The following is an 18,719-nucleotide window of genomic DNA, read 5'->3' as shown; positions in this document are numbered from 1 at the left end:
CCAGGCATCACACGGCAAACCAAACCATTAAAAAGGGATAACCTCTTGACCATACGCATTAGGCTCACTGTCGCACTAACATTGCTTACTGCGACACTGCCTGTATTAGCTAAAATGCCAGAAAACTTTGTCTATACCAGCTCAGGCGATCTTGAAGCGGCGTCAGTCATTATGGCGCGTAGCGACATTGGCGGTGCGCAGATCGTTTACAATTGGCGCTCACTCGAACCTGAGAAGAACAAGTACAACTTTTCGCAGATTGAGCAGGATCTTGCTCGTCTTAAAGGGGCCAAGAAAAAACTTTTCATCCAGATCCAGGATCGGTTTTTCGAACAGAATGCCCGATACGTTCCTGATTATCTGATGAATGATGCCAGGTACGGTGGTGGGATATCGCCACAATTTGACAATCCTGGCGAAGGAAAGCCGATTGGCTCGGGTTGGGTGGCGCAGCAGTGGGATCCCGCTGTGCGCCAACGTTATCAGGCTCTGTTGGCAGCGCTTGCAGAGCGTTTCGATGGCCGAGTCTATGGTGTGAACTTACCCGAAACAGCCATTGATCTTGATGAGAAAAAGCTACCCAAGGGATTTACCTGTGATAACTATTTCGCAGGCGAAATGGAAAATCTCACCTTTGCGCGCAAGGTGTTCACCAAGTCACATGTGGTGCAATATGTTAATTTCTGGCCGTGCGAATGGAATAACGACCACAATTACATGGGGCGACTGTTTGAGTTCGCAAGTGCCAATAACATTGGGCTTGGCGGCCCAGATATTGTTCCCAACCGCAAGGCGCAAATGAAGAACTCCTATCCATTCTTCAACAAATACAAAAATAAGCTGGTACTCGTTGCCATGGCGGTGCAAGAGCCGACCTTGACCTATAGGAACCCCAATACGGGCAAGCCATTTAGCAAGGATGAGTTTGTGCAATTCGCAGAAGACTATCTCGGTGCAGATATCATTTTCTGGAGCACGACGTCTCCCTGGTTGGCGAAGAAATAGGAACCAGTCGCCTAAGAAAAGAAAGCCTCACGGAGTAATCATGGGGGCAGGTCACGGCCCGTTATATTTTCCCCGGGAGGCTGAGCAGTTATTAATAAGCACCAGACGATCGAGTCGTTAAACGGGTAGGCCGATAGCTTTCAGGAAGTTTCCTCATATAAAAGGGCCTACTCCTAGATATCAGCGAATCCGCCGTAACCCCTCGGCATCAGTTTTGTGGCCATTCTTGCTTCAGCAATGCATAAATCAGTTCATCGCCCCATTGACCATCAAAGCGATCGTTCTGTCGTAAATGTGCTTCTTTGCGCATACCCAAGCGTTCGACCACGCCGATAGAGCCGCGATTGGCTGCATCAAGTCGGGCAAAAATGCGGTGGAAACCCACTTCAGTGAAGCCGCGTTCCAGCACCGAACGTACCGCTTCTGCCGCATAGCCTTTACCGGCATAAACCGGATTGAAGATATAACCGATTTCTCCTTGCAGTGCCGCGCTGCTGGCCAGTTTCAGTAACACTTCACCAATGAGTTCGCCGCTATCTTTCAATGTGACGGCACAATAAAAAGTGTCACCGTCTTCACTGAAACGTGAGGCTACGGCCTTTGCCAATCGCTTTTCCATTTGCGCCTGCTCCGGCGGTGGAGCATACAAGTAGCGGTAGACTTCAGGCAGGCGATGGTAAGCCGCATAGGCGTGGAGATCGTCAGGGGTAAAGCGGCGTAGCCGCAGGCGCTCGGTGGAGAATGGCAGGGTAATCGAATGCAAGAAATTATCCTTTTCTAATGTGTTGTTATGGTGAAGGGGATCGATACTACCAATGACCCGTTAACGTTCCAGCATAGAAAGAATATGATTTTTGGTAAACGGGGCCAGTTGCACCTGCTGGTTGCTAGAAGGTTCAAACCATATCACTTCTTCGATTTCTGCAGCGGGTAGAAAGTGGGTCTCTTCGGTGCTGATTCTGAACATGTCAGCAATCAGCATGTGCCCAGGCTCATTTGCTGCGAGATCCGTAAAGCGCCCAAGTGGGATCATCTCATCAGGATTGAAGGAGGCATTCAGTTCCTCTTCCAGTTCACGTGCAAGTGCCACCTCTGGCCGCTCGCCGGATTCAATTTTTCCACCCGGTTGCATAAACCACTCCGTGTTGCGTTTTCTGACCAGAAGGATCCGGCCAGCCCGATCGGTGATGACGGCCGCAGCTATATGAATTTGCTTACTCTCTGACATTCTGAATCCCGTTGTTTGGTAGAAAAGCACCCCGCGTGAAGGCATCAAATGTACCAGAGTGGGGAGGGTGATTCCTAGCCTATCAGGCAAAGCAGATCCTCTAACCTGTGCTACGCTCTGGTCTACAACATCTTGAAGTGGAACTACATGATGACTAAACCTGCTGCCAGCTTTCAGTCCAGTTCTTTTGTGATTGCAGTTCGCGATCTCAAAACAAGCTCTGCGTATTTTAGCGATGTCCTGGGATTTGACTTGGCATGGCCGGAGGGGATGGGGTGGCAACTCGCCACCAGGGGATGCGTGCGTATCATGTTAGGTCATTCGCCGGATGCTATGTCACCCGCGGAAACCGGCGATCACAACTATTTTGCTTATCTGTATGTCGATGATGCCCAGACACTTTATGACGAATTTGTCAGCAAGGGGGCAATCATATTGGCTCCCCCCGTTGATAAACCGCATGGCATGCGTGAATTTACCGTAGGGACTCCCGAGGGGCACAGAATGATGGTTGGTCAGGATCTCGAGAAGGGGTACATATGCGAAAAGTAACTATTGTTGCTTACGATGATCACTGGCCCGACCTCTTTGAAGCCGAAAGCTCTCTGTTGCAACTCACACTTGGTACGGTGGCATTGCGGATTCATCACATTGGAAGCACGTCGGTACCGGGTTTGGCAGCAAAACCAGTCATAGACATATTGCTGGAGGTTGTTAGCCTGGATGAGTTGGATAACTTAAACGCTGCAATGGAACGAGCCGGATATACTGCGCGTGGTGAAAATGGTATCCCAAATCGCAGGTATTTCACCAAAAGCGGGGATCACCGTAGTCACCAAGTCCATGCTTTCGCTTTAGGCGATGCGCAAATTGTAAAACATCAGGCATTCCGTGATTACTTGATAAAGAACAAGAAAGCAGCAGAACAGTATGCCGAGATAAAGCGGGTTGCGGCGCTAGCAAGTGAAAACGATCCTCATCGCTATAGCGCATTTAAGGCGGACTTCATTGAACATCACCTTCGGCTGGCGCTCATGGACCTAGAATGATAGAAAGATCTTTCCCACCCGAATGTTATGTTTTATCGCTTTAGATTCTGACCTGCTCCATGTAGATAAAGATGCATCGTTGTTCCGCCCTTTGGGGCTAGCCAGCTCCAGAAGTGGACTTTGAAAAAAACAAAGAGTTTACATACTAACATGATAAAAGGGATGTAATTATGTTGAAAAAGCTAGTAACAGGGCAGCTAAGTTTGCCAATGACGTTCTGGGGATGGGGTTTTTGCGGTGGCTTGTTTATCGGACTTATTGGTATGGCCGGTTTACATACAGGCTACGCAGCAATGGTACCACTAACTTATATACTTAAAGCCGTTCTGTTCAGCGCTGTACTATCCGGTATTACGTTTATCCTTCGTAGAAAAACCACAGTGTTAGGAGCTCTTGCATTTTTTGTCGTCTTGGTTCAGGTGATTATGAGCTTAGTAGTATTTATAGGGCTTTCTTCATTGCTGTTTAAATAATGGAAGCTAGAAAGAAAAAACTGCCTACCCTTTAGAATTGTCTGAAGGCCTGGAAGAGGAGTTGTTCGGCTCGTTATAGATACTTTCACTTTCAAAACGGGCAGGCATTACTGGCTTTGATCAACGCTTCGCTAATAGGATGAACAAAATGCAGCTCACTGGCATGCAGCATCAGCCGCGGCGTCCGTTCGGTGCCAGGTATTAGGAGACCGCCATACAGATCGCAGCCCAAAATAGGGTGTCCCAACTGCTGGCAGTGAATACGCAATTGATGGGTGCGCCCGGTCTCCGGGGTTAGCTCTACACGCGTCAAAGGCAGTAACGTCCCGTCTTCCAACTCGTGATTTAAGCGTTCAACGACACGATAGCGGGAGCGGGCGGGCTTGCCGTGGATTGAGCAAATCGACATCAGTGGGAACAGCGCCGGGTCTTTGGCAATCGCAGCATCTATCACCCCGTTGTTGTCGTTCAGGTGTCCGCAGAGCAGTGCGCTGTAAACTTTGGTCACGGTGCGCTGGCTGAATTGCTGGCAGAGGGCTGCGTTGATAGTCTTATTGCGTGCAACCACCATCAGCCCGGAAGTACCGAAATCAAGGCGGTGAATCAGGGTGCAGCCGGGGAATATCTGTACCAACCGATGATGCACCGAATCGAGATTTTGCGGATTCTTCCCCGAGAGGCTGAGCAGCCCGGCGGGCTTATTGATGAGCACCAGGTGATCGTCCTGATAGAGGATCTCTATCTCGTCATGGCACGGTGGGGCAATAAAAGTATCGAAAATCGTAGACATCATGCTTCCGGATAGAGAGTGGATGTGGATAATAACGAATTTTCAGCAGGCTGGCGAATCTGGCCTTTAGCCTGATTGAGCAACGGTAATTTTTGATGAAAGTGATACTTGTACGACATGCGCAAACGCAATGGAATCAGCGCGGCATTATCCAGGGGCATATGGACAGTCCGGTGACTAAACGAGGTGTGCTTGAGACATCAGCTTTACTGGCAGCGTTAACAGACGCCGCTTACCCTACAGACTGTGTCTACGCATCTCCTCTTGGTCGTGCCTGGCATATGGGTCAGGAACTAGCGGACCGTTTTCTCTGCCCGTTGGTTGCGGACCCCGCGCTGAAAGAGCAGGCATTCGGTCATTATGAAGGGATGACACGGGAACAAATACAATATGACCATCCCAATGAAGCAGAGTTGCTATTTGGGCGAGATGCGCAGTTTTGTCCCCCTGGCGGTGAGTCGCTGACGCAGGCCGCTCAGCGAGTTATCAATTTTTTGCACCACCAACAAGTGGTGGCTCCACACCAGACAATATGTATTGTATCTCATGGCCAAGTCAGCCAGGGAGTGCTGGCCTTGCTCAAAGAGGGAAGAATCGACAATTTCTCCAGTTATGCTCAACCGAACGCGAGTTACTCTGTTTTAGACCTGGTTGGGGATAAATGCGTCTCTCTGCGATGGGGGATCGCGACACATTTACTTAAGCTGTTGTGATTATTCATGAGCAATCATTAAAACCGGGAAAGGGCACCCGGTCACGATGTCGATACTCCGTAAATTATCGCCACAGCTAAATGTGCAACTGACCATTAATCAGCGTGCAGCTCTGCCCACCAATCCAAGGCTCACCGTCAATAAAACGAACGCTAACCCGGCCATCGCGATGTAGTTGGGTGCCTTGTCGAACCTGATACCCCTGCGCCGTTGAACCACCGTCGGGGAAATTATTCTCCTTCAACAAACGGGCCAGGCATGCATTGGCACTGCCAGTCACTGGGTCCTCTACCAACTTACCCCCTTCAACCAGAAACGCTCGCATTTCATAGTCTGCTGGCTCACCCGATGAATAGGCACCATAAATCACCACACCATCAACCTCATGATCGGTTTGCAGCTTCTTAATCGTGGCATGATCCGGCGTCATCGTCAGGCAGGATTGAGCGCTTGGCAGACGTACCATAAGCCAGCGAATACCCATGTCGGCAATGACCGGCACCGTATCGGCTTCGATAACCGCAGGTTGAAAAGCGGCCATTAGCATTTCCCTTTCTGCTGCAGTCAGCGTTCGAAGCGTTACCGCCGGCGCAGCAAACGCCAGCGTTCCTTCAGCTAAGATATTGACCGCAACCAGACCAACCCCGCATTCTTGCATCACCACCCCCGGCTGTTTGGTCACCAGCCCAGCCTCCAATAATGCATGGGCCGTACCCAAAGTCGGATGCCCGGCAAAGGGTAGCTCTTTTTCGGGGGTAAAAATGCGCACCTGATAATCGGCTAGCGAATTAGTCGGTTTGAAAACAAACGTCGTTTCCGAAAGGTTGGTCCAGCGAGCTAACGAAAGCATCTGCATTTCATTCAAGCCCTCTGCTTCCAGGATCACCGCCAAGGGATTCCCCTGCAATGGCGAAGTGGTAAATACATCCACCTGTTTGTAGGCGCGAGGTTTCACATCATCTTTTCTGAGCATTTGACGTCATCCGCTAGGTATAAGGCTTGATGATAGCGCTATTAAATGACGCACATCAATTGCTAATACCTTAAAATGGTTGGGTTTTGTGATACGTTGGCACTCATTAAGATTGATTTAACGCCAAGGGTTATCACCCAAGCCAATAGAAAAACTTTTAACAGATGCTAAATTTTACCGTTTGCCGCCGATCATCAAGTTCTACAAACTAAGCGCGTCTGATAGAACCTTTAGCCCTCAATGATGGAAAAATAGCAATGTTGAAGAAATCCCTATCCTGTGTGCTGTTACTCGCCACCTCAGGTTCATTGTTTGCAGCACCGCAAACGGAAAAACAGATAGCCGACATTGTTAATCGCACCGTTGCGCCATTGATGCAAGAGCAGGGCATTCCCGGCATGGCCGTGGCGGTGATTTATCAGGGGCAGCCTTACTACTTCACCTGGGGATTGGCAGACGTTGCGGGCAAAAAGCCAGTCACGCAGCAGACCTTATTCGAGCTGGGTTCGGTCAGTAAAACGTTCACAGGAGTGCTGGGCGGTGATGCCATTGCTCGCGGTGAAATCAACCTAAGCGATCCGGCGAGCAAGTACTGGCCAGCACTGTCTGGCAAGCAATGGCAGGGGATCAGCTTGCTGCACCTGGCAACCTATACCGCCGGTGGCTTACCGCTGCAGATACCGGAAAATGTTACCGATGAAGCATCGCTGCAGAATTATTATCAAACCTGGCAACCGCAGTGGGCTCCGGGCACCAAGCGCCTTTACTCGAACGCCAGTATTGGCCTGTTTGGCGCACTGATGGTCAAACCATCAGGCATGAGTTTTGAACAGGCGATGACCAAACGCGTGTTCCAACCGTTGAAGCTATCGCAAACCTGGATAAACGTGCCGCAGCAGGAAGATAAGCACTATGCCTGGGGCTATCGCGATGGGAAAGCGGTTCGCGTTTCTCCGGGCATGTTTGATGCCGAAGCCTACGGCGTGAAATCGTCGATACAGGATATGGCAAGCTGGGTTCAGGCTAACATGGCGCCTGCCAAAGTGAAGGATGCCTCGCTGCAGAAGGGGATTACGCTTGCCCAGTCGCGCTACTGGCATGCCGGTGATATGTATCAAGGTCTGGGTTGGGAAATGCTGAACTGGCCGGTTAAAGAGAAAACCGTGGTCGAGGGTAGCGATAATAAAAACGCACTGGCAGCGCTGAGCGTCACAAAAGTCACTCCGCCAGCGCCACTATCAAGCGCCTCTTGGGTACATAAAACCGGCTCAACCGGTGGATTTGGCAGCTATGTAGCCTTCATTCCTCAACAGGATCTCGGCATCGTGATGCTGGCTAACAAAAATTATCCTAATCCTGTGCGGGTTGAGGCGGCTTACCGCATTCTTGATGCGTTGCAGAAGTAATTTTTAGCAGGGGGCATATTGCCCCCTAAATCTCTCAACTGCCCCAGCGACTTTTCAGGTAATTGACTGCCTGCTGGGTCTGTGGCTGATTGAGATAGTTCTCTCTGAACAGGATCGTGCCTTTAATTTGCGATACGGACTCGTTCAAATCCAGCTGCTTTTGTAACTCCTGCACGCCACCGTTGACCATCCAATCTGGCTCGTTCTTTGAGGGGATCCCAACTTTATACAGTGCAACGCCGATATAAAGACGCGTATTGGTGGAGGCCACCACATTCGCCCACCATTTGGCGAGCACATCATAACGGGCCGCATCACGCGCGAAGGGCCAATACAGCTGTGGGGCAATGTAATCCAGTAAACCAAGCTGTACCCAACTGCGGGTGTCGGCATAAGATTCATCATAGGCTGCAGCCCCTCGCGTATTGGAACCTGCCGCATCGTGTGAGTGGTTACGCCATACGCCAGAAGGGCTGACACCAAATTCAACGTCGGGCTTCAACTTCTTGATAGTCCGAGAAACTTGCCCAACCAATTGCTTAGTATTGTCTCGCCGCCAGTCCGCTTTGGATCCAAAATGTTGCCCATACTTTTTGAAGGTCTGGCTGTCGTTGAGCACGGATCCAGGGGACTCCGCATAGAAATAATCATCAAATTGCACGCCGTCAATATCATAGTTGGCAACCACCTCCGCCACGATGCTGGTGATCCAGTCCCGCACCTCCGGGATACCTGGATCGAGCACAAATCGGTCGCCTGCGATGCGGATCCAGTCGGGGTGTAGCACATAGACGCTGGCTGGCTGCTGCGACAATGTGCGGTTCAGTTTATCAATGGTTACTGGCTTGGTGTTGACGGATACCCGGTAGGGGTTAAACCAGGCATGGACTTTCATGCCACGCTTGTGTGCCTCATCCAGCATAAACTGCAGCGGATCATAGCCTGGGTTGTCGCCAATATTCCCCGTCAGCACATCTGACCATGGCAAAATTTTTGATGCCCAGAGCGCAGTGCCATCAGGTTTAACCTGAAAAAAAACGGTGTTGATACCCAGCGTCTGCAGTTTATCCAGCTTGCCTTTCAATGCTTCTTGCTGTTGGCGAATGCGGATTGCAGGGCTGTCGACATTGACGGATGTCACTGGCGGCCAGTCTAAGCGGGAAACGGTTGCCAGCCAGATGCCGCGCACGGGTTCCTGGCTTTGCTGTGATTTACCCGGTAGTGGCTGTTTTGCCACCGAAGGCAACGGAGTGACTAAGGATTTCGCAGGTTCGGAGGTGCAACTGGCCAGTGAAAGCACGCCGGCAAGAAGTACGATTAGCTGTTTAACTTTGGTAAAGCTATGAGAACAGGCGATGATTCGCTCCGGCTTCTATTGATTACTCATTGGGATAGCCCCAACACAATCTTATCATTCTCTTATTATTCGAATTTTAGTCAATACCGGTAGGGCAGATTGATCGAATACCGGCCTATTGTCGTGGCCTGCTGCATCGTTTCCTCTCGAGGAGTTGGATTGGAGTATGGCCGTTAATCTGCCGTTTAAATCCGTTACACTATGATGTCTTCTATCCCAAGGATTTTACCGTTGTAGTGACTAACTTGTCCGATAAAGATCTCGATCTCAGTAAGTTATGTTTACAAGCGTCCTCTGCTAACAAATTACTCCTTCAATTTAACTAAAGAATCTTTTATGAACAAACGCCTATTTGCTGTTTTTCCCGCCATTATTCTTTCAGGCTGTGCTGCCACATGGGAACCGTTAGGTACGCCAACAATGACCCTGCAAGAGGCGAATAACCTTTGCGAAACTGAGTCATTAGCTCAGTACCCGGTTAAAAATGAGGTCGCTACCAGAAGCGTTGAAAAGCAGGTTTCATTGAAATGCAATAAAGATGACGATGGCTGTAACAGTAGTGGTTATAAATATGAAAATAAATTAGGCGTTGAAAGCTACCCCTTGGACGTGAATATAAATAGCCGGAAAGCCGCATTTACTGCCTGCATGGCAAAAAAAGGTTGGAAAAACACCAGCTGGCTATAAATAACAGGCCGCGTTTCTGAAGTCTGCATTTTTGATGCAAAGAGCTGTGCTCCAGGCTGATACAACGCCCGGAGCTCGCCCTTTGGGAGTGCCACAATTTATTTAGTAAACTCCTCTTCTGTATCAACTCTATCGCAGATCACCTTTACACCAGAAAACGACACTGTACCAGCTCCCTCTCCCTGTGGGAGTGTACAGACCGGGGACATGGTAGACAGGTGTTCAAGGACATGGTGAACACTTTTTAACATCCTTTACCCATGATGATCGACCTATTTCTCAGGTCGATCATCCCCACTTTCGTGCTGTACCACCATACCTCGTAGTAGCCCTCTCTCTCACTTGCCTTCAGCCCGACATATTCACCGATAAAGGCCTTGCCCACTTTCAGGCTCATCCCTTTCAGGCTCAGTTTTCCACTGATATCCACTTTCCTGACCAAGACCCCCTCGTCATACTCGGCTGCCGCCGGATTGCCATTGTACTGTCGCGATGAAGGCTGATAATGGGACGCCGGTACCGCCATTGACAGCGCTTCGTGTGGGCGTTCCAGGTTGTAGGTATCTCGCCAGGCGTCGAACACCTCCTGCAACTGCGCGGCATGGGTAAACCACCGTCCCTGCAGGAGCTCTGCCTTCAGGCTGCGGTGGAAGCGCTCCAGCTTACCCTGAGTCTGAGGATGATAAGGCCGAGAGTGACCCACCCGGATACCCTGACGCATCAGCCACAGTTCCAGCGCGGTCCAACTGCCCGTCGTGTCGCCCCAGGGTGCCCCGTTATCCATGGTCATTCTCTCCGGCAAGCCATAACGTTCGAACACCGCTATCAACTGAGACTGCACGGTGACTCGTCGTTCGTCTGGGCAGTGCGCCAGACAGAGCGAGAAGCGCGAATGGTCATCCAGCAAGGTCAGCGGATGACAACGCCCTTCGGCGAAGGGGAAGTGGCCTTTAAAGTCCATCTGCCAGAGTCGGTTCGGGGCGTCATGTTCAAAGCGTCCGACGGTGGGCGCTGGTGACGGACCGCCCGGTAGCAGGTCATGGTGGCGCATGAGGTTATGCACGGTGCTGGCGGCCGGTAACGTATGCCCCTGCATCTCGAGCCACCGCTTGAGCTTGCGTGCGCCCCACATCGGATGGGCCTGGTGTGCAGCGCGGAGGTATTGGACAACGATATCGGGTGTTCTGGAAGGAGAATGGTGTGGCACTCGAGAACGTTCGTTCAGACCGGCGCGCCCATCAGACTGCCAGCGATGTAACCACTTGTATGCGGTAGCAGGCGCTATGCCGAACTGACGGCATAGCGCACGGATATTAGCGCCTTCTTGCGAGGCGAAAAGCACAAACTCGGTACGTAATGACATGGCAGATCTCTCATCCCACGGCATAAGCAACTCCACTCAGAAGTACTCATACCTATGTTGTAAGTGTCTACCATGTCCCCGAACAAGTGTTCATGATGTCCCCGGTCTGTACAGGGAGAGGGTTGGGGTGAGGGGCCAGTAAAGCCAGTGTCTCAAGCCGTGCCGGGGTCAAAGGCACTCTTGGTTGCGGTAGGGGCCAGTCAAACAGATGTCGGGCCGCCGTGGCGCAAATTTTCCCCTGGCAAGCACCCATACCGCAGCGGCTATGCAGTTTGGTCGCTGCCCAACCCGTTTTGGCATCAATCTCCCCCAGCGCTACATCCTCACAGCGGCACAGGAAGGTGTCGGCTGCGCCGAGGGTTTTCAGCGTTGGGTTTAGTACAAAGGTTTGGCTGACTGCGGCGGCAAAGTGCTGCCATACATTCCGTTTTGCCAGTAGTGCCTGAGCACGTACGCTATTACCGCTGGCGGCATACCCGGCAATCGCGCCTTCCGCCAAAGCCAGTTCACTTCCCCCCACACCGGTACATTCACCCGCAGCATACAGGTTGGCCACGCTGGTTTGTTGCAATGCATCAACGGCAATGGCCGCATTCTCTATTCTGCACCCCAATAGCATGGCTAATTCGATATTCGCCACCAGCCCGAATCCACAGGCAAGTCGATCGCAGGCGATCGTACGAACCTGCTCCCCTTGTTGGACGCGAACTGCGGTCAGCCGCTGCTCGCCTAGCGCTTCCACTACGTAGCTATTGGGACGATAGCGGCGGTTAATCAAGCGGAATGACTGCCGTACTTTCACTGGCCAATGCCACAACCCGCTGGCGAATCTCGCCAGGCGTTTCATCGGGGCTTGTTCGGCCAGCAGTATGACCTTACCGCCCGCTTTGGTGACGCTATCGGCAACCGCGAGTAGCAACGGTCCGCTGCCAGCAATGACGATCCGTTCGCCTTGCAGCGATAAGCCATTTTTGAGCTGCGCCTGTAAGCCGCCAGCCCCTGTTACGCCCGGTAGTGTCCAGCCAGGGAAGGGCAATAACAGCTCGCGCGCACCGCAGCATAAGATTAAGCGCTGATAGTTGATCGTCCCGCAACCCTGGGCATTTTCATACAGCAGTTGCTGTGGTCCGCTTTGCGCCACGACTTTTGTCGCACTGAGCAGGGTGACGTTATCCAACGCCTCAACGGCTTGCCGATAGCGTAGGGCGATCGCGGGTAAGGTGACCGCTGGCCCATCACGCCAGATTTGCCCACCAGGCCGAGGGTTATCATCAAGCATGACTATGCGTTGCCGGCTTTCGCCTACGGCCAGCGCTGCTGCCAATCCGGCAGGGCCAGCACCAATAATCAACACTTCGCATTGCAGGTTGTTCATTTCTCTCCGTTCCTTTCGATACTCATCTCGGGTTGGCACAAGGTTTGGCAGGCCAACTGCTGTACGCCATTGATGATCACTCGGCATTCCTGGCACACGCCCATGCCACAAAAGGGCGCGCGTGGCTGCTGGCTGACGGAGATCCGGCAATGATCTTGTCCACTTAAGCTGAGTGCGGCGGCCACGGTGATACCTTCCTGTACCTGATAAGGTTGCCCGGCAATGGTTAAGGTGATCAGTTTCATTGGTGGGCCTCGTTTGAAGTGAACATTCGCGCGGCTCGATAAGGGGAGTCATCTATTGCTGTGCGCTGCTGTTGGATTTGTGCGACGATCAAGGCGGCGCTGCCCATTGCCGTGGTGACGCCCAGCCCTTCATGGCCCAGAGCCAACCACAGCCATGGATAAGCCGGGTGGGGTCCTAACAGGGGTAAACCATCCGCCGATGCTGCCCGAACCCCCGCCCAGCAGCGGATGAGGCTCATGGTTGCCAATGCGGGCAGGAACTCTGCGGCACGCTTGAGCATGGTGGCGAGCAACGGCATGTCGATTGCCGGATCGAGCGAATCAAACTGGCGTGAGGAACCGATCAGCAGTTGGCCGGTTGGGCGAGCCTGAACGTTAAAGGCCACCGAGGTCCCATCAGAGGCATGCGCACTAGCCCCATAGCCCAACTCAACCAATTGGTGCCTAACCCGTTGCGGGTATCGATCGGTGATCGCCAGTTGGCCTTTTTTCGCTCTGAGCAGCGGGGCTGGCAACAGCTTGTCGGCGTGTAATCCGCAGGCTAACGCTATCACCGGTGCGCTCAGTCGCTCCCCGTTGGCCAGTATCACCGCCTGTTGTTCCAACGCGACCACTTCACCGTAAACCCGCCGTACTGCATCCCCCGCATCTTCAATCAACCAGCGCGCAGCATTAGGGGCATAAATAATGCCATCCCCCGGCACGCGCAATCCTCCGGCCAAGCCGCTACGCAACATAGGTTCAAGCTGTGCGACTTGTTGTGAGTCCATGAGTTCACTGTTGACCCCAAGTGCTGCCATCCGCTGCTGCTTCACTTCGGCAATCGCCATTTCTTGCGGTTTTTCCGCCAACCACAGCGTACCGCAGCCGCGCCAGGCACAGTTATCCGGCATACGGTCCAGCACGCTGCGCCACAAATGTAGGGAGTAGGCACTCAGCGCCAGCTCTGCGGGGTTGTCATCCATGCAAACCAAATGGCCCATGCCCGCAGCGGTGGCGCCAGGGCGGCGATCGTCAATCAGTAACACTCGTAACCCTTGTTGTGCTAACTGCCACGCGCAGGCAGCACCGATAATGCCTGCGCCAATGACAATCACATCGGCGGTTGCCATTAACGTATCCCCCAGGCGAAAGCGTCACGCTCATCCAGCAACAGTTGGCTATCGGCGCAGATAAAAGCCTCCCCGCGAATAAACGGCGTCACGCGGTTGCCTTCACCAGGCTGGTAATATCCGCTGAATTCACTGCCGATCACGCTGGCCTGCCGCCATACTTCACCTGGCTGTAATTTACCGTCTGCCGCCAGGCAGGCGAGTTTGGCGCTGGTCCCGGTGCCGCACGGCGAGCGATCGTAGGCCTTGCCTGGGCACAACACGAAATTGCGGCTATCGGCACGTTCATCGGCGGAAAAAAGCTCAATATGATCGATGATCCCTCCGTCTTCACCGTAGATCCCCGCGTTTTCGAGCGCCTGCCGTACCGCCCAGCTAAAGGCCGTTAGCGCTTCCAGATTGTGGGTGTCGATCGCCAAATGATGATCGCTGATGAGAAAGAACCAGTTGCCCCCCCAGGCGATATCGCCGGTTACCTCGCCATAGCCGTCAACGGTCACGGCTACCTGCTGGCGGTAACGATAGGCGGGGACATTCTCAATGGTTACGCTGCCATCGGCGTGTAGCGTGGCGTTCACCGTCCCAACAGGGGTTTCGATCAGATGTTCGCCAGCGCTAATGCGCCCCAGGTAAGCCAGGGAAGTGATTAATCCAATCGTGCCGTGGCCGCACATGCCCAGATATCCGGCATTATTGAAAAATATCACCCCGGCCGCGGCTTGCGGTGAGCAGGGCGAGCACAGTAACGCTCCCACCAAGACATCGTTGCCCCGGGGTTCCAGAATGATGGCGCTGCGCCAGTCATCATAGCGTTGTGCGAAAAGCGCCTTTCGCTCGGCCATGCTGCCACTGCCCAGGTCGGGAAAACCGTCGATAATCAGCCGGGTGGGTTCACCGCCGGTATGGGAATCGATCGCTCGTAAGGTGATGAAGGGGGATGCAGGTATCATCGGAGCCTCTCAAGGTTAATTAATTGTTACTAACCACCTAAGACTGACCGAAAGCTACCCTTGCGGCTTGACCTGTTTCGGCAAAGGCCATGCCGAAATCAGCACAGTGCTAAATTGCCTGAGCGAACCCATCATTCAGAGGGTAATAAAAAGTATTTATTTATCAGAATATTAATTATTTTTCAGCGCCAAAATTTGATTAGATAGCCTGAAACCTGCCAAAAGTTTGCGGTGATCCGCATATTGGAAACAACGCGCTTGATAAGTTACAGAAAAGTTAATACTGATCCAGGTGAGTTAAAAACAGCCAATTATGGCCACTTGCTGAAAAGGGTATTGCTATGCGATTAACCTCAAGCTTTCAGGCTCCTCTGCTCACTCCCTGCATTGCTGAGCAGCAACCACAAGAGTGCTTTGCTGTCGAACACCTCACTCAGTTCTGTGATGGGTTGGTGCAACAGCGTCCCCATTCGTTACATAGCGTATTGAACTCGCTGGCATTGATTGCGCCGCTGCTTAATGCCATTCCCAATGTGGTGTTTTTTATCAAGGATGCGCAGGCCCGCTATCTGTTGGCCAATCTCACCTTGGCCAAACGCTGTGGTTTTAAAACGGTGACGCCGCTATTGGGCAAAACCTCGGCAGACGTTTTCCCAACCCAGTTGGGTTCAGGCTATACCGAGCAAGATCTGCGGGTGTTACACCAAGGGGTACAGATCCAGGATCAGCTTGAAATGCACCTATACAGCGGCCGTGAAACGGGCTGGTGCCTGACGCAAAAGCTGGCGCTGTATGACCAGCAGGGCAAGATTATCGGCATGGCCGGGATCTCACATGATTTGCAGGAAGCAAAGGCTAACCACCCGGCCTATCAGCGATTGGCGGCGTTGGATGTTTATATCCGTCAGCATTACGGCAGGCCGATCGCGATGGAAGAGTTGAGGGCGCTGACCGGCCTTTCCGTGGCGCAAATCGAGCGCTACTGTAAACGTATTTTCCACCTGACACCTCGCCAGATGATCCACAAAGTCCGGTTAGAGAAAGCCACAGAACTGCTGGCCGGCGATATGCCAATTACCGAGATCGCTTTGCAATGCGGTTATACCGATCACAGCGCTTTCAGCCGCCAGTTCAAGGCCATGACCGGTGCTAGCCCCCGCGATTTTCGGGCCACATTAGTTCCCTAATTAGCTGAAATTATGAATTTTATGATGCAACTGCGTCACAGGCTTCGCTGCGCGCAATTCCCCCTCATTATGCCAATTTCGTCCTCGCATTCGGTGAAAACCGTCAAGCCGCTGCCGAGAATACCGGTCAATCTGTTATTGAATTTCACTATAAATTAACCGGCAATTAACATTTCAAGCAAAAGGGACCCATACGATGAGCAATAAAGCGATTAACTGGAGTGGGGTATTTCCGGCAGTCAGTACGCAATTTCGCAGCGATTTTTCTCTGGATCTTGATGCTACCCATGCGGTGATCAAAAACCTGGTCAAAGACGGTGTCTCTGGCCTGGTCGTCTGCGGCACCGTGGGTGAAAACACCTCGCTGACGATGCAGGAGAAACTGGCGGTGATCGAGGTGGCGAAAGACGCCGCACAAGGCAAAATACCGGTGATCGCCGGGATTGCCGAATTCACCACCGCCTTTGCACAGAATATGGCGCGCGAAGCGGAAAAAGCCGGTATCGACGGCGTGATGGTGATGCCTGCGCTGGTTTATTCATCCAAACCGCACGAAACTGCAGCACACTTCCGCAGCGTGGCCACCGCCACCGATCTGCCGATCATGGTCTACAACAACCCGCCGATTTATAAAAACGATGTCACACCTGACATTCTCACTACGTTAGTCGACTGCGACAACATCGTCTGTTTCAAAGACTCATCTGGCGATACCCGCCGCTTTATCGATTTACGCAATGCGGTTGGCGATCGTTTCGTGTTGTTCGCCGGGTTGGACGACGTGGTCCTGGAAAGCCTCGCCGTAGGAGCAGAAGGGTGGATATCCGGCATGTCCAACGCATTCCCACGCGAAGGGGAAACCTTGTTCCGGCTGGCGAAGCAAAAGCGTTTCGAAGAAGCACTGGCCCTGTATAGCTGGTTTATGCCGTTGCTGCATCTGGATGCCCGTCCAGACCTGGTGCAGTGCATCAAGCTCTGTGAAGAACTGGTCGGCCGTGGCAGCGCGGTGACCCGCCCACCGCGTTTGGCACTGCAGGGAGAAACGCTGCAAGAGGTGACGACGATTATCAAAACCGCTCTGTCCAACCGTCCGACGCTGCCAGATGTCGGCCTGTGATCTCTCATGGAGGCCCGGCATTTAGCCGGGCAATAACAGGTAATCGAACAGGGGAAACCAATGCCAACTCACAACACATACGCCCTTAGCGGCAAACAGTTTATTGGCGGGCAGCGGATAGCTAGCGGTAACGCCGAACTCATCAGCCTGCGGGCCGATAATAATCAGCCAACAGGTTATCGCTTCCATCAGGCCAGCATTGCAGAGGTTGATGCCGCAGCGCAGGCCGCTGCCCGAGCCTTTAGCGCCTATAGCCAAACCAGCGCCGAGCAGCGAGCAGATTTTTTCGCCGCCATAGCCGATGAATTGGACGCGTTAGGGGAGGAGTTTTTTGCCTTTGCCACACAAGAGACCGCGCTGCCTATCCCTCGTCTGATTGGTGAGCGCGCTAGAACCAGCGGGCAGATGCGACTGTTTGCCGAACTGCTACGCAGCGGCCGCGTGCACGGGGCGAGAATTGATTGCGCATTACCAGAGCGTACACCGCTGCCAAGGCCTGATTTACGCCAGTATCGCGTCGCCATCGGTCCTGTGGCGGTGTTTGGTGCCAGTAATTTCCCGCTGGCGTTCTCTACCGCCGGGGGTGATACCGCTGCCGCGCTGGCCGCCGGTTGCCCGGTGGTGTTCAAGGCACATAGTGGCCATATGATCACGGCGGAATTGACCGCGCAGGCTATTGAACGTGCGGTGCAAAAACAGCAGATGCCTGCCGGTGTCTTCAATATGGTGTTCGGCAGCAGCATCGGTGCCGATTTGGTGCAACATCCTGCGATCCAGGCGGTAGGGTTCACCGGCTCGTTGCAAGGTGGCCGGGCATTATTTGATTTGGCGATGCAACGTCCACACCCCATCCCGGTGTTTGCCGAAATGTCGAGCATCAACCCGGTGGTGGTCTTGCCACAGGCATTGGCTCAGCGTGGTGAAAAAATTGCGCAAGAGTTGGTTGCCTCTTTCACGCTCGGTTGCGGCCAATTCTGCACCAAGCCGGGGCTGATTATCGGCCAGCGCAGCCCCGCCTTCAGCCAGCTGATCGCCGATTTACAAGCACAGGTTAATGCTTGCCCGCCACAAACCATGCTGAATGCCGGTACGCGGGATCATTATCTGGGGGGCTTGCAGAGATGGGATCACCATCCTCAGCTACGGCATCTGGCCGGAAGCAGGGCAGCCCCCCCCCATCTGGCGGTAGCCCAGCTCTATCAGGCCGACAGTGGTTTGTTACTTAACGCCGATCCGCTGTTGCAGGAAGAAGTCTTTGGCCCCGTGGCGATCGTGGTTGAAGTCGCGGACCGGGCGCAACTGCTTGCCGCACTGGAAAGCCTGCAAGGGCAACTCACCGCCACGCTACTGGCTGAACAGGAAGATCTTGGTGAGGCGAGTGAATTGGCACAATTACTAATCCACAAAGCGGGGCGTGTCCTGTTTAACGGTTATCCGACCGGCGTGGAAGTCTGCGAAGCCATGGTGCACGGCGGCCCGTATCCGGCGACCAGCGATCCCCGTGGCACATCGGTTGGTACGCTGGCTATCGAGCGGTTTTTGCGCCCGGTCTGCCTGCAAAACTACCCGGCAGCGTTATTGCCCCCCGCGCTGCAAGACAGCAATCCTCTGAACCTGTTGCGCCTGGTCAACGGTGAATACACCCGCGCAGCCCTCCATTCACCTGCGGCAATGAAATAATTCGAAAGG

Annotated in this window: 21 protein-coding genes; 11 read left to right on the top strand and 10 right to left on the bottom strand. The window is 53.1% G+C overall.

What is annotated here, in order from left to right; all coding sequences use genetic code 11:
• Positions 1–45 precede the first annotated feature (45 nt).
• Complete coding sequence (locus KGP26_RS14200; RefSeq protein ID WP_059202033.1) at positions 46–1,005, top strand: hypothetical protein; 960 nt, start codon at positions 46–48, stop codon at positions 1,003–1,005.
• Positions 1,006–1,213: 208 nt separating this feature from the next.
• Here the strand turns inward: KGP26_RS14200 and KGP26_RS14195 are convergent, their stop codons facing one another.
• Both KGP26_RS14195 and KGP26_RS14190 read right to left on the bottom strand, forming a co-directional pair.
• Positions 1,214–1,768: a GNAT family N-acetyltransferase gene (locus tag KGP26_RS14195; RefSeq protein WP_059200821.1), complete on the bottom strand. Its 555-nt coding sequence runs from the start codon at positions 1,766–1,768 to the stop codon at positions 1,214–1,216.
• 60 nt (positions 1,769–1,828) lie between these two features.
• Positions 1,829–2,233, bottom strand: coding sequence for an NUDIX domain-containing protein (locus KGP26_RS14190; RefSeq protein ID WP_223665610.1), 405 nt, complete (start codon positions 2,231–2,233; stop codon positions 1,829–1,831).
• A 147-nt stretch (positions 2,234–2,380) separates the two neighbouring features.
• Here KGP26_RS14190 and KGP26_RS14185 point away from each other — a divergent pair, with 147 nt between their 5' ends.
• From KGP26_RS14185 to KGP26_RS14175, 3 genes are all read left to right on the top strand, one after another.
• Positions 2,381–2,785, top strand: a complete 405-nt coding sequence (locus KGP26_RS14185; RefSeq protein WP_209527260.1) for a VOC family protein — start codon at positions 2,381–2,383, stop codon at positions 2,783–2,785.
• Positions 2,773–3,282 (top strand): GrpB family protein, encoded by a 510-nt coding sequence (locus KGP26_RS14180; RefSeq protein WP_223665609.1) that lies wholly within the window; start codon positions 2,773–2,775, stop codon positions 3,280–3,282. The genes KGP26_RS14185 and KGP26_RS14180 overlap by 13 nt, the downstream gene beginning before the upstream one ends.
• Positions 3,283–3,452: 170 nt before the next feature.
• The gene (locus KGP26_RS14175) at positions 3,453–3,755 is read left to right on the top strand and encodes a hypothetical protein (protein ID WP_037375905.1); all 303 of its coding nucleotides are present in this window, start codon (positions 3,453–3,455) and stop codon (positions 3,753–3,755) included.
• 91 nt (positions 3,756–3,846) lie between these two features.
• Here the strand turns inward: KGP26_RS14175 and KGP26_RS14170 are convergent, their stop codons facing one another.
• Positions 3,847–4,545 (bottom strand): RluA family pseudouridine synthase, encoded by a 699-nt coding sequence (locus KGP26_RS14170; RefSeq protein ID WP_209554323.1) that lies wholly within the window; start codon positions 4,543–4,545, stop codon positions 3,847–3,849.
• A 95-nt stretch (positions 4,546–4,640) separates the two neighbouring features.
• Between KGP26_RS14170 and KGP26_RS14165 the strand changes: the two genes are divergently transcribed.
• Positions 4,641–5,258: a histidine phosphatase family protein gene (locus KGP26_RS14165; protein WP_223665608.1), complete on the top strand. Its 618-nt coding sequence runs from the start codon at positions 4,641–4,643 to the stop codon at positions 5,256–5,258.
• Positions 5,259–5,334: 76 nt separating this feature from the next.
• Here the strand turns inward: KGP26_RS14165 and KGP26_RS14160 are convergent, their stop codons facing one another.
• The gene (locus KGP26_RS14160; RefSeq protein WP_209522982.1) at positions 5,335–6,231 is read right to left on the bottom strand and encodes a PhzF family phenazine biosynthesis protein; all 897 of its coding nucleotides are present in this window, start codon (positions 6,229–6,231) and stop codon (positions 5,335–5,337) included.
• A gap of 257 nt (positions 6,232–6,488) precedes the next feature.
• Here KGP26_RS14160 and blaSFDC point away from each other — a divergent pair, with 257 nt between their 5' ends.
• Entirely contained in the window at positions 6,489–7,637 is a 1,149-nt protein-coding gene (blaSFDC, locus tag KGP26_RS14155) for an SFDC family class C beta-lactamase (protein ID WP_223665607.1), read from the top strand.
• Positions 7,638–7,671: 34 nt separating this feature from the next.
• Here blaSFDC and KGP26_RS14150 read toward each other — a convergent pair whose 3' ends face one another.
• Positions 7,672–8,994: a glycoside hydrolase family 10 protein gene (locus KGP26_RS14150; protein ID WP_371824951.1), complete on the bottom strand. Its 1,323-nt coding sequence runs from the start codon at positions 8,992–8,994 to the stop codon at positions 7,672–7,674.
• 236 nt (positions 8,995–9,230) lie between these two features.
• Between KGP26_RS14150 and KGP26_RS30410 the strand changes: the two genes are divergently transcribed.
• Entirely contained in the window at positions 9,231–9,320 is a 90-nt protein-coding gene (locus KGP26_RS30410) for a hypothetical protein (RefSeq protein WP_253249445.1), read from the top strand.
• 10 nt (positions 9,321–9,330) lie between these two features.
• Positions 9,331–9,681: a hypothetical protein gene (locus KGP26_RS14140; protein WP_039995080.1), complete on the top strand. Its 351-nt coding sequence runs from the start codon at positions 9,331–9,333 to the stop codon at positions 9,679–9,681.
• A 244-nt stretch (positions 9,682–9,925) separates the two neighbouring features.
• Here the strand turns inward: KGP26_RS14140 and KGP26_RS14135 are convergent, their stop codons facing one another.
• From KGP26_RS14135 to KGP26_RS14115, 5 genes are read right to left on the bottom strand one after another with little or no spacing between them, the layout of a single operon-like run.
• Positions 9,926–11,080 carry an IS481 family transposase gene (locus KGP26_RS14135; RefSeq protein WP_223664188.1) on the bottom strand — a complete coding sequence of 385 codons (1,155 nt, stop codon included), beginning with the start codon at positions 11,078–11,080 and terminating at the stop codon, positions 9,926–9,928.
• Between the two features lie 31 nt (positions 11,081–11,111).
• The gene (locus KGP26_RS14130; RefSeq protein ID WP_223665606.1) at positions 11,112–12,419 is read right to left on the bottom strand and encodes an FAD/NAD(P)-binding oxidoreductase; all 1,308 of its coding nucleotides are present in this window, start codon (positions 12,417–12,419) and stop codon (positions 11,112–11,114) included.
• Entirely contained in the window at positions 12,416–12,664 is a 249-nt protein-coding gene (locus KGP26_RS14125; protein WP_021806389.1) for a (2Fe-2S)-binding protein, read from the bottom strand. Before KGP26_RS14125 ends, KGP26_RS14130 begins: the two co-directional genes overlap by 4 nt.
• Positions 12,661–13,776: an FAD-binding oxidoreductase gene (locus KGP26_RS14120; protein WP_223665605.1), complete on the bottom strand. Its 1,116-nt coding sequence runs from the start codon at positions 13,774–13,776 to the stop codon at positions 12,661–12,663. The genes KGP26_RS14125 and KGP26_RS14120 overlap by 4 nt, the downstream gene beginning before the upstream one ends.
• Entirely contained in the window at positions 13,776–14,726 is a 951-nt protein-coding gene (locus KGP26_RS14115) for a 4-hydroxyproline epimerase (protein WP_223665604.1), read from the bottom strand. The genes KGP26_RS14120 and KGP26_RS14115 overlap by 1 nt, the downstream gene beginning before the upstream one ends.
• A gap of 341 nt (positions 14,727–15,067) precedes the next feature.
• On the opposite strand from KGP26_RS14115, the gene KGP26_RS14110 reads away from it, so the two are divergent.
• From KGP26_RS14110 to KGP26_RS14100, 3 genes are all read left to right on the top strand, one after another.
• Positions 15,068–15,913, top strand: a complete 846-nt coding sequence (locus KGP26_RS14110; RefSeq protein ID WP_179247454.1) for an AraC family transcriptional regulator — start codon at positions 15,068–15,070, stop codon at positions 15,911–15,913.
• Between the two features lie 196 nt (positions 15,914–16,109).
• Positions 16,110–17,030, top strand: coding sequence for a dihydrodipicolinate synthase family protein (locus KGP26_RS14105; RefSeq protein WP_115158516.1), 921 nt, complete (start codon positions 16,110–16,112; stop codon positions 17,028–17,030).
• Between the two features lie 60 nt (positions 17,031–17,090).
• The gene (locus KGP26_RS14100) at positions 17,091–18,710 is read left to right on the top strand and encodes an aldehyde dehydrogenase (NADP(+)) (protein ID WP_223665603.1); all 1,620 of its coding nucleotides are present in this window, start codon (positions 17,091–17,093) and stop codon (positions 18,708–18,710) included.
• The last annotated feature ends 9 nt before the right edge of the window (positions 18,711–18,719 follow it).

The sequence above is a fragment of the Serratia sp. JSRIV002 genome (assembly GCF_019968725.1).
Classification (GTDB): domain Bacteria; phylum Pseudomonadota; class Gammaproteobacteria; order Enterobacterales; family Enterobacteriaceae; genus Chania; species Chania fonticola_B.
The sequence above is the reverse complement of the archived record's forward strand: the minus strand, read 5'-3'. Positions and strand labels throughout refer to the sequence as shown.

Excerpts from the sequence above, each read along its gene's own strand:
- KGP26_RS14120 (WP_223665605.1), bottom strand. The coding sequence starts at position 13,776 with ATGGCAACCGCCGATGTGATTGTCATTGGCGCAGGCATTATCGGTGCT.
- KGP26_RS14140 (WP_039995080.1), top strand. The coding sequence starts at position 9,331 with ATGAACAAACGCCTATTTGCTGTTTTTCCCGCCATTATTCTTTCAGGC.
- KGP26_RS14165 (WP_223665608.1), top strand. The coding sequence starts at position 4,641 with ATGAAAGTGATACTTGTACGACATGCGCAAACGCAATGGAATCAGCGC.
- blaSFDC (WP_223665607.1), top strand. The coding sequence starts at position 6,489 with ATGTTGAAGAAATCCCTATCCTGTGTGCTGTTACTCGCCACCTCAGGT.
- KGP26_RS14175 (WP_037375905.1), top strand. The coding sequence starts at position 3,453 with ATGTTGAAAAAGCTAGTAACAGGGCAGCTAAGTTTGCCAATGACGTTC.
- KGP26_RS14170 (WP_209554323.1), bottom strand. The coding sequence starts at position 4,545 with ATGTCTACGATTTTCGATACTTTTATTGCCCCACCGTGCCATGACGAG.
- KGP26_RS14180 (WP_223665609.1), top strand. The coding sequence starts at position 2,773 with ATGCGAAAAGTAACTATTGTTGCTTACGATGATCACTGGCCCGACCTC.
- KGP26_RS14190 (WP_223665610.1), bottom strand. The coding sequence starts at position 2,233 with ATGTCAGAGAGTAAGCAAATTCATATAGCTGCGGCCGTCATCACCGAT.
- KGP26_RS14130 (WP_223665606.1), bottom strand. The coding sequence starts at position 12,419 with ATGAACAACCTGCAATGCGAAGTGTTGATTATTGGTGCTGGCCCTGCC.
- KGP26_RS14185 (WP_209527260.1), top strand. The coding sequence starts at position 2,381 with ATGATGACTAAACCTGCTGCCAGCTTTCAGTCCAGTTCTTTTGTGATT.
- KGP26_RS14100 (WP_223665603.1), top strand. The coding sequence starts at position 17,091 with ATGCCAACTCACAACACATACGCCCTTAGCGGCAAACAGTTTATTGGC.
- KGP26_RS14105 (WP_115158516.1), top strand. The coding sequence starts at position 16,110 with ATGAGCAATAAAGCGATTAACTGGAGTGGGGTATTTCCGGCAGTCAGT.
- KGP26_RS14115 (WP_223665604.1), bottom strand. The coding sequence starts at position 14,726 with ATGATACCTGCATCCCCCTTCATCACCTTACGAGCGATCGATTCCCAT.
- KGP26_RS14125 (WP_021806389.1), bottom strand. The coding sequence starts at position 12,664 with ATGAAACTGATCACCTTAACCATTGCCGGGCAACCTTATCAGGTACAG.
- KGP26_RS14110 (WP_179247454.1), top strand. The coding sequence starts at position 15,068 with ATGCGATTAACCTCAAGCTTTCAGGCTCCTCTGCTCACTCCCTGCATT.
- KGP26_RS14160 (WP_209522982.1), bottom strand. The coding sequence starts at position 6,231 with ATGCTCAGAAAAGATGATGTGAAACCTCGCGCCTACAAACAGGTGGAT.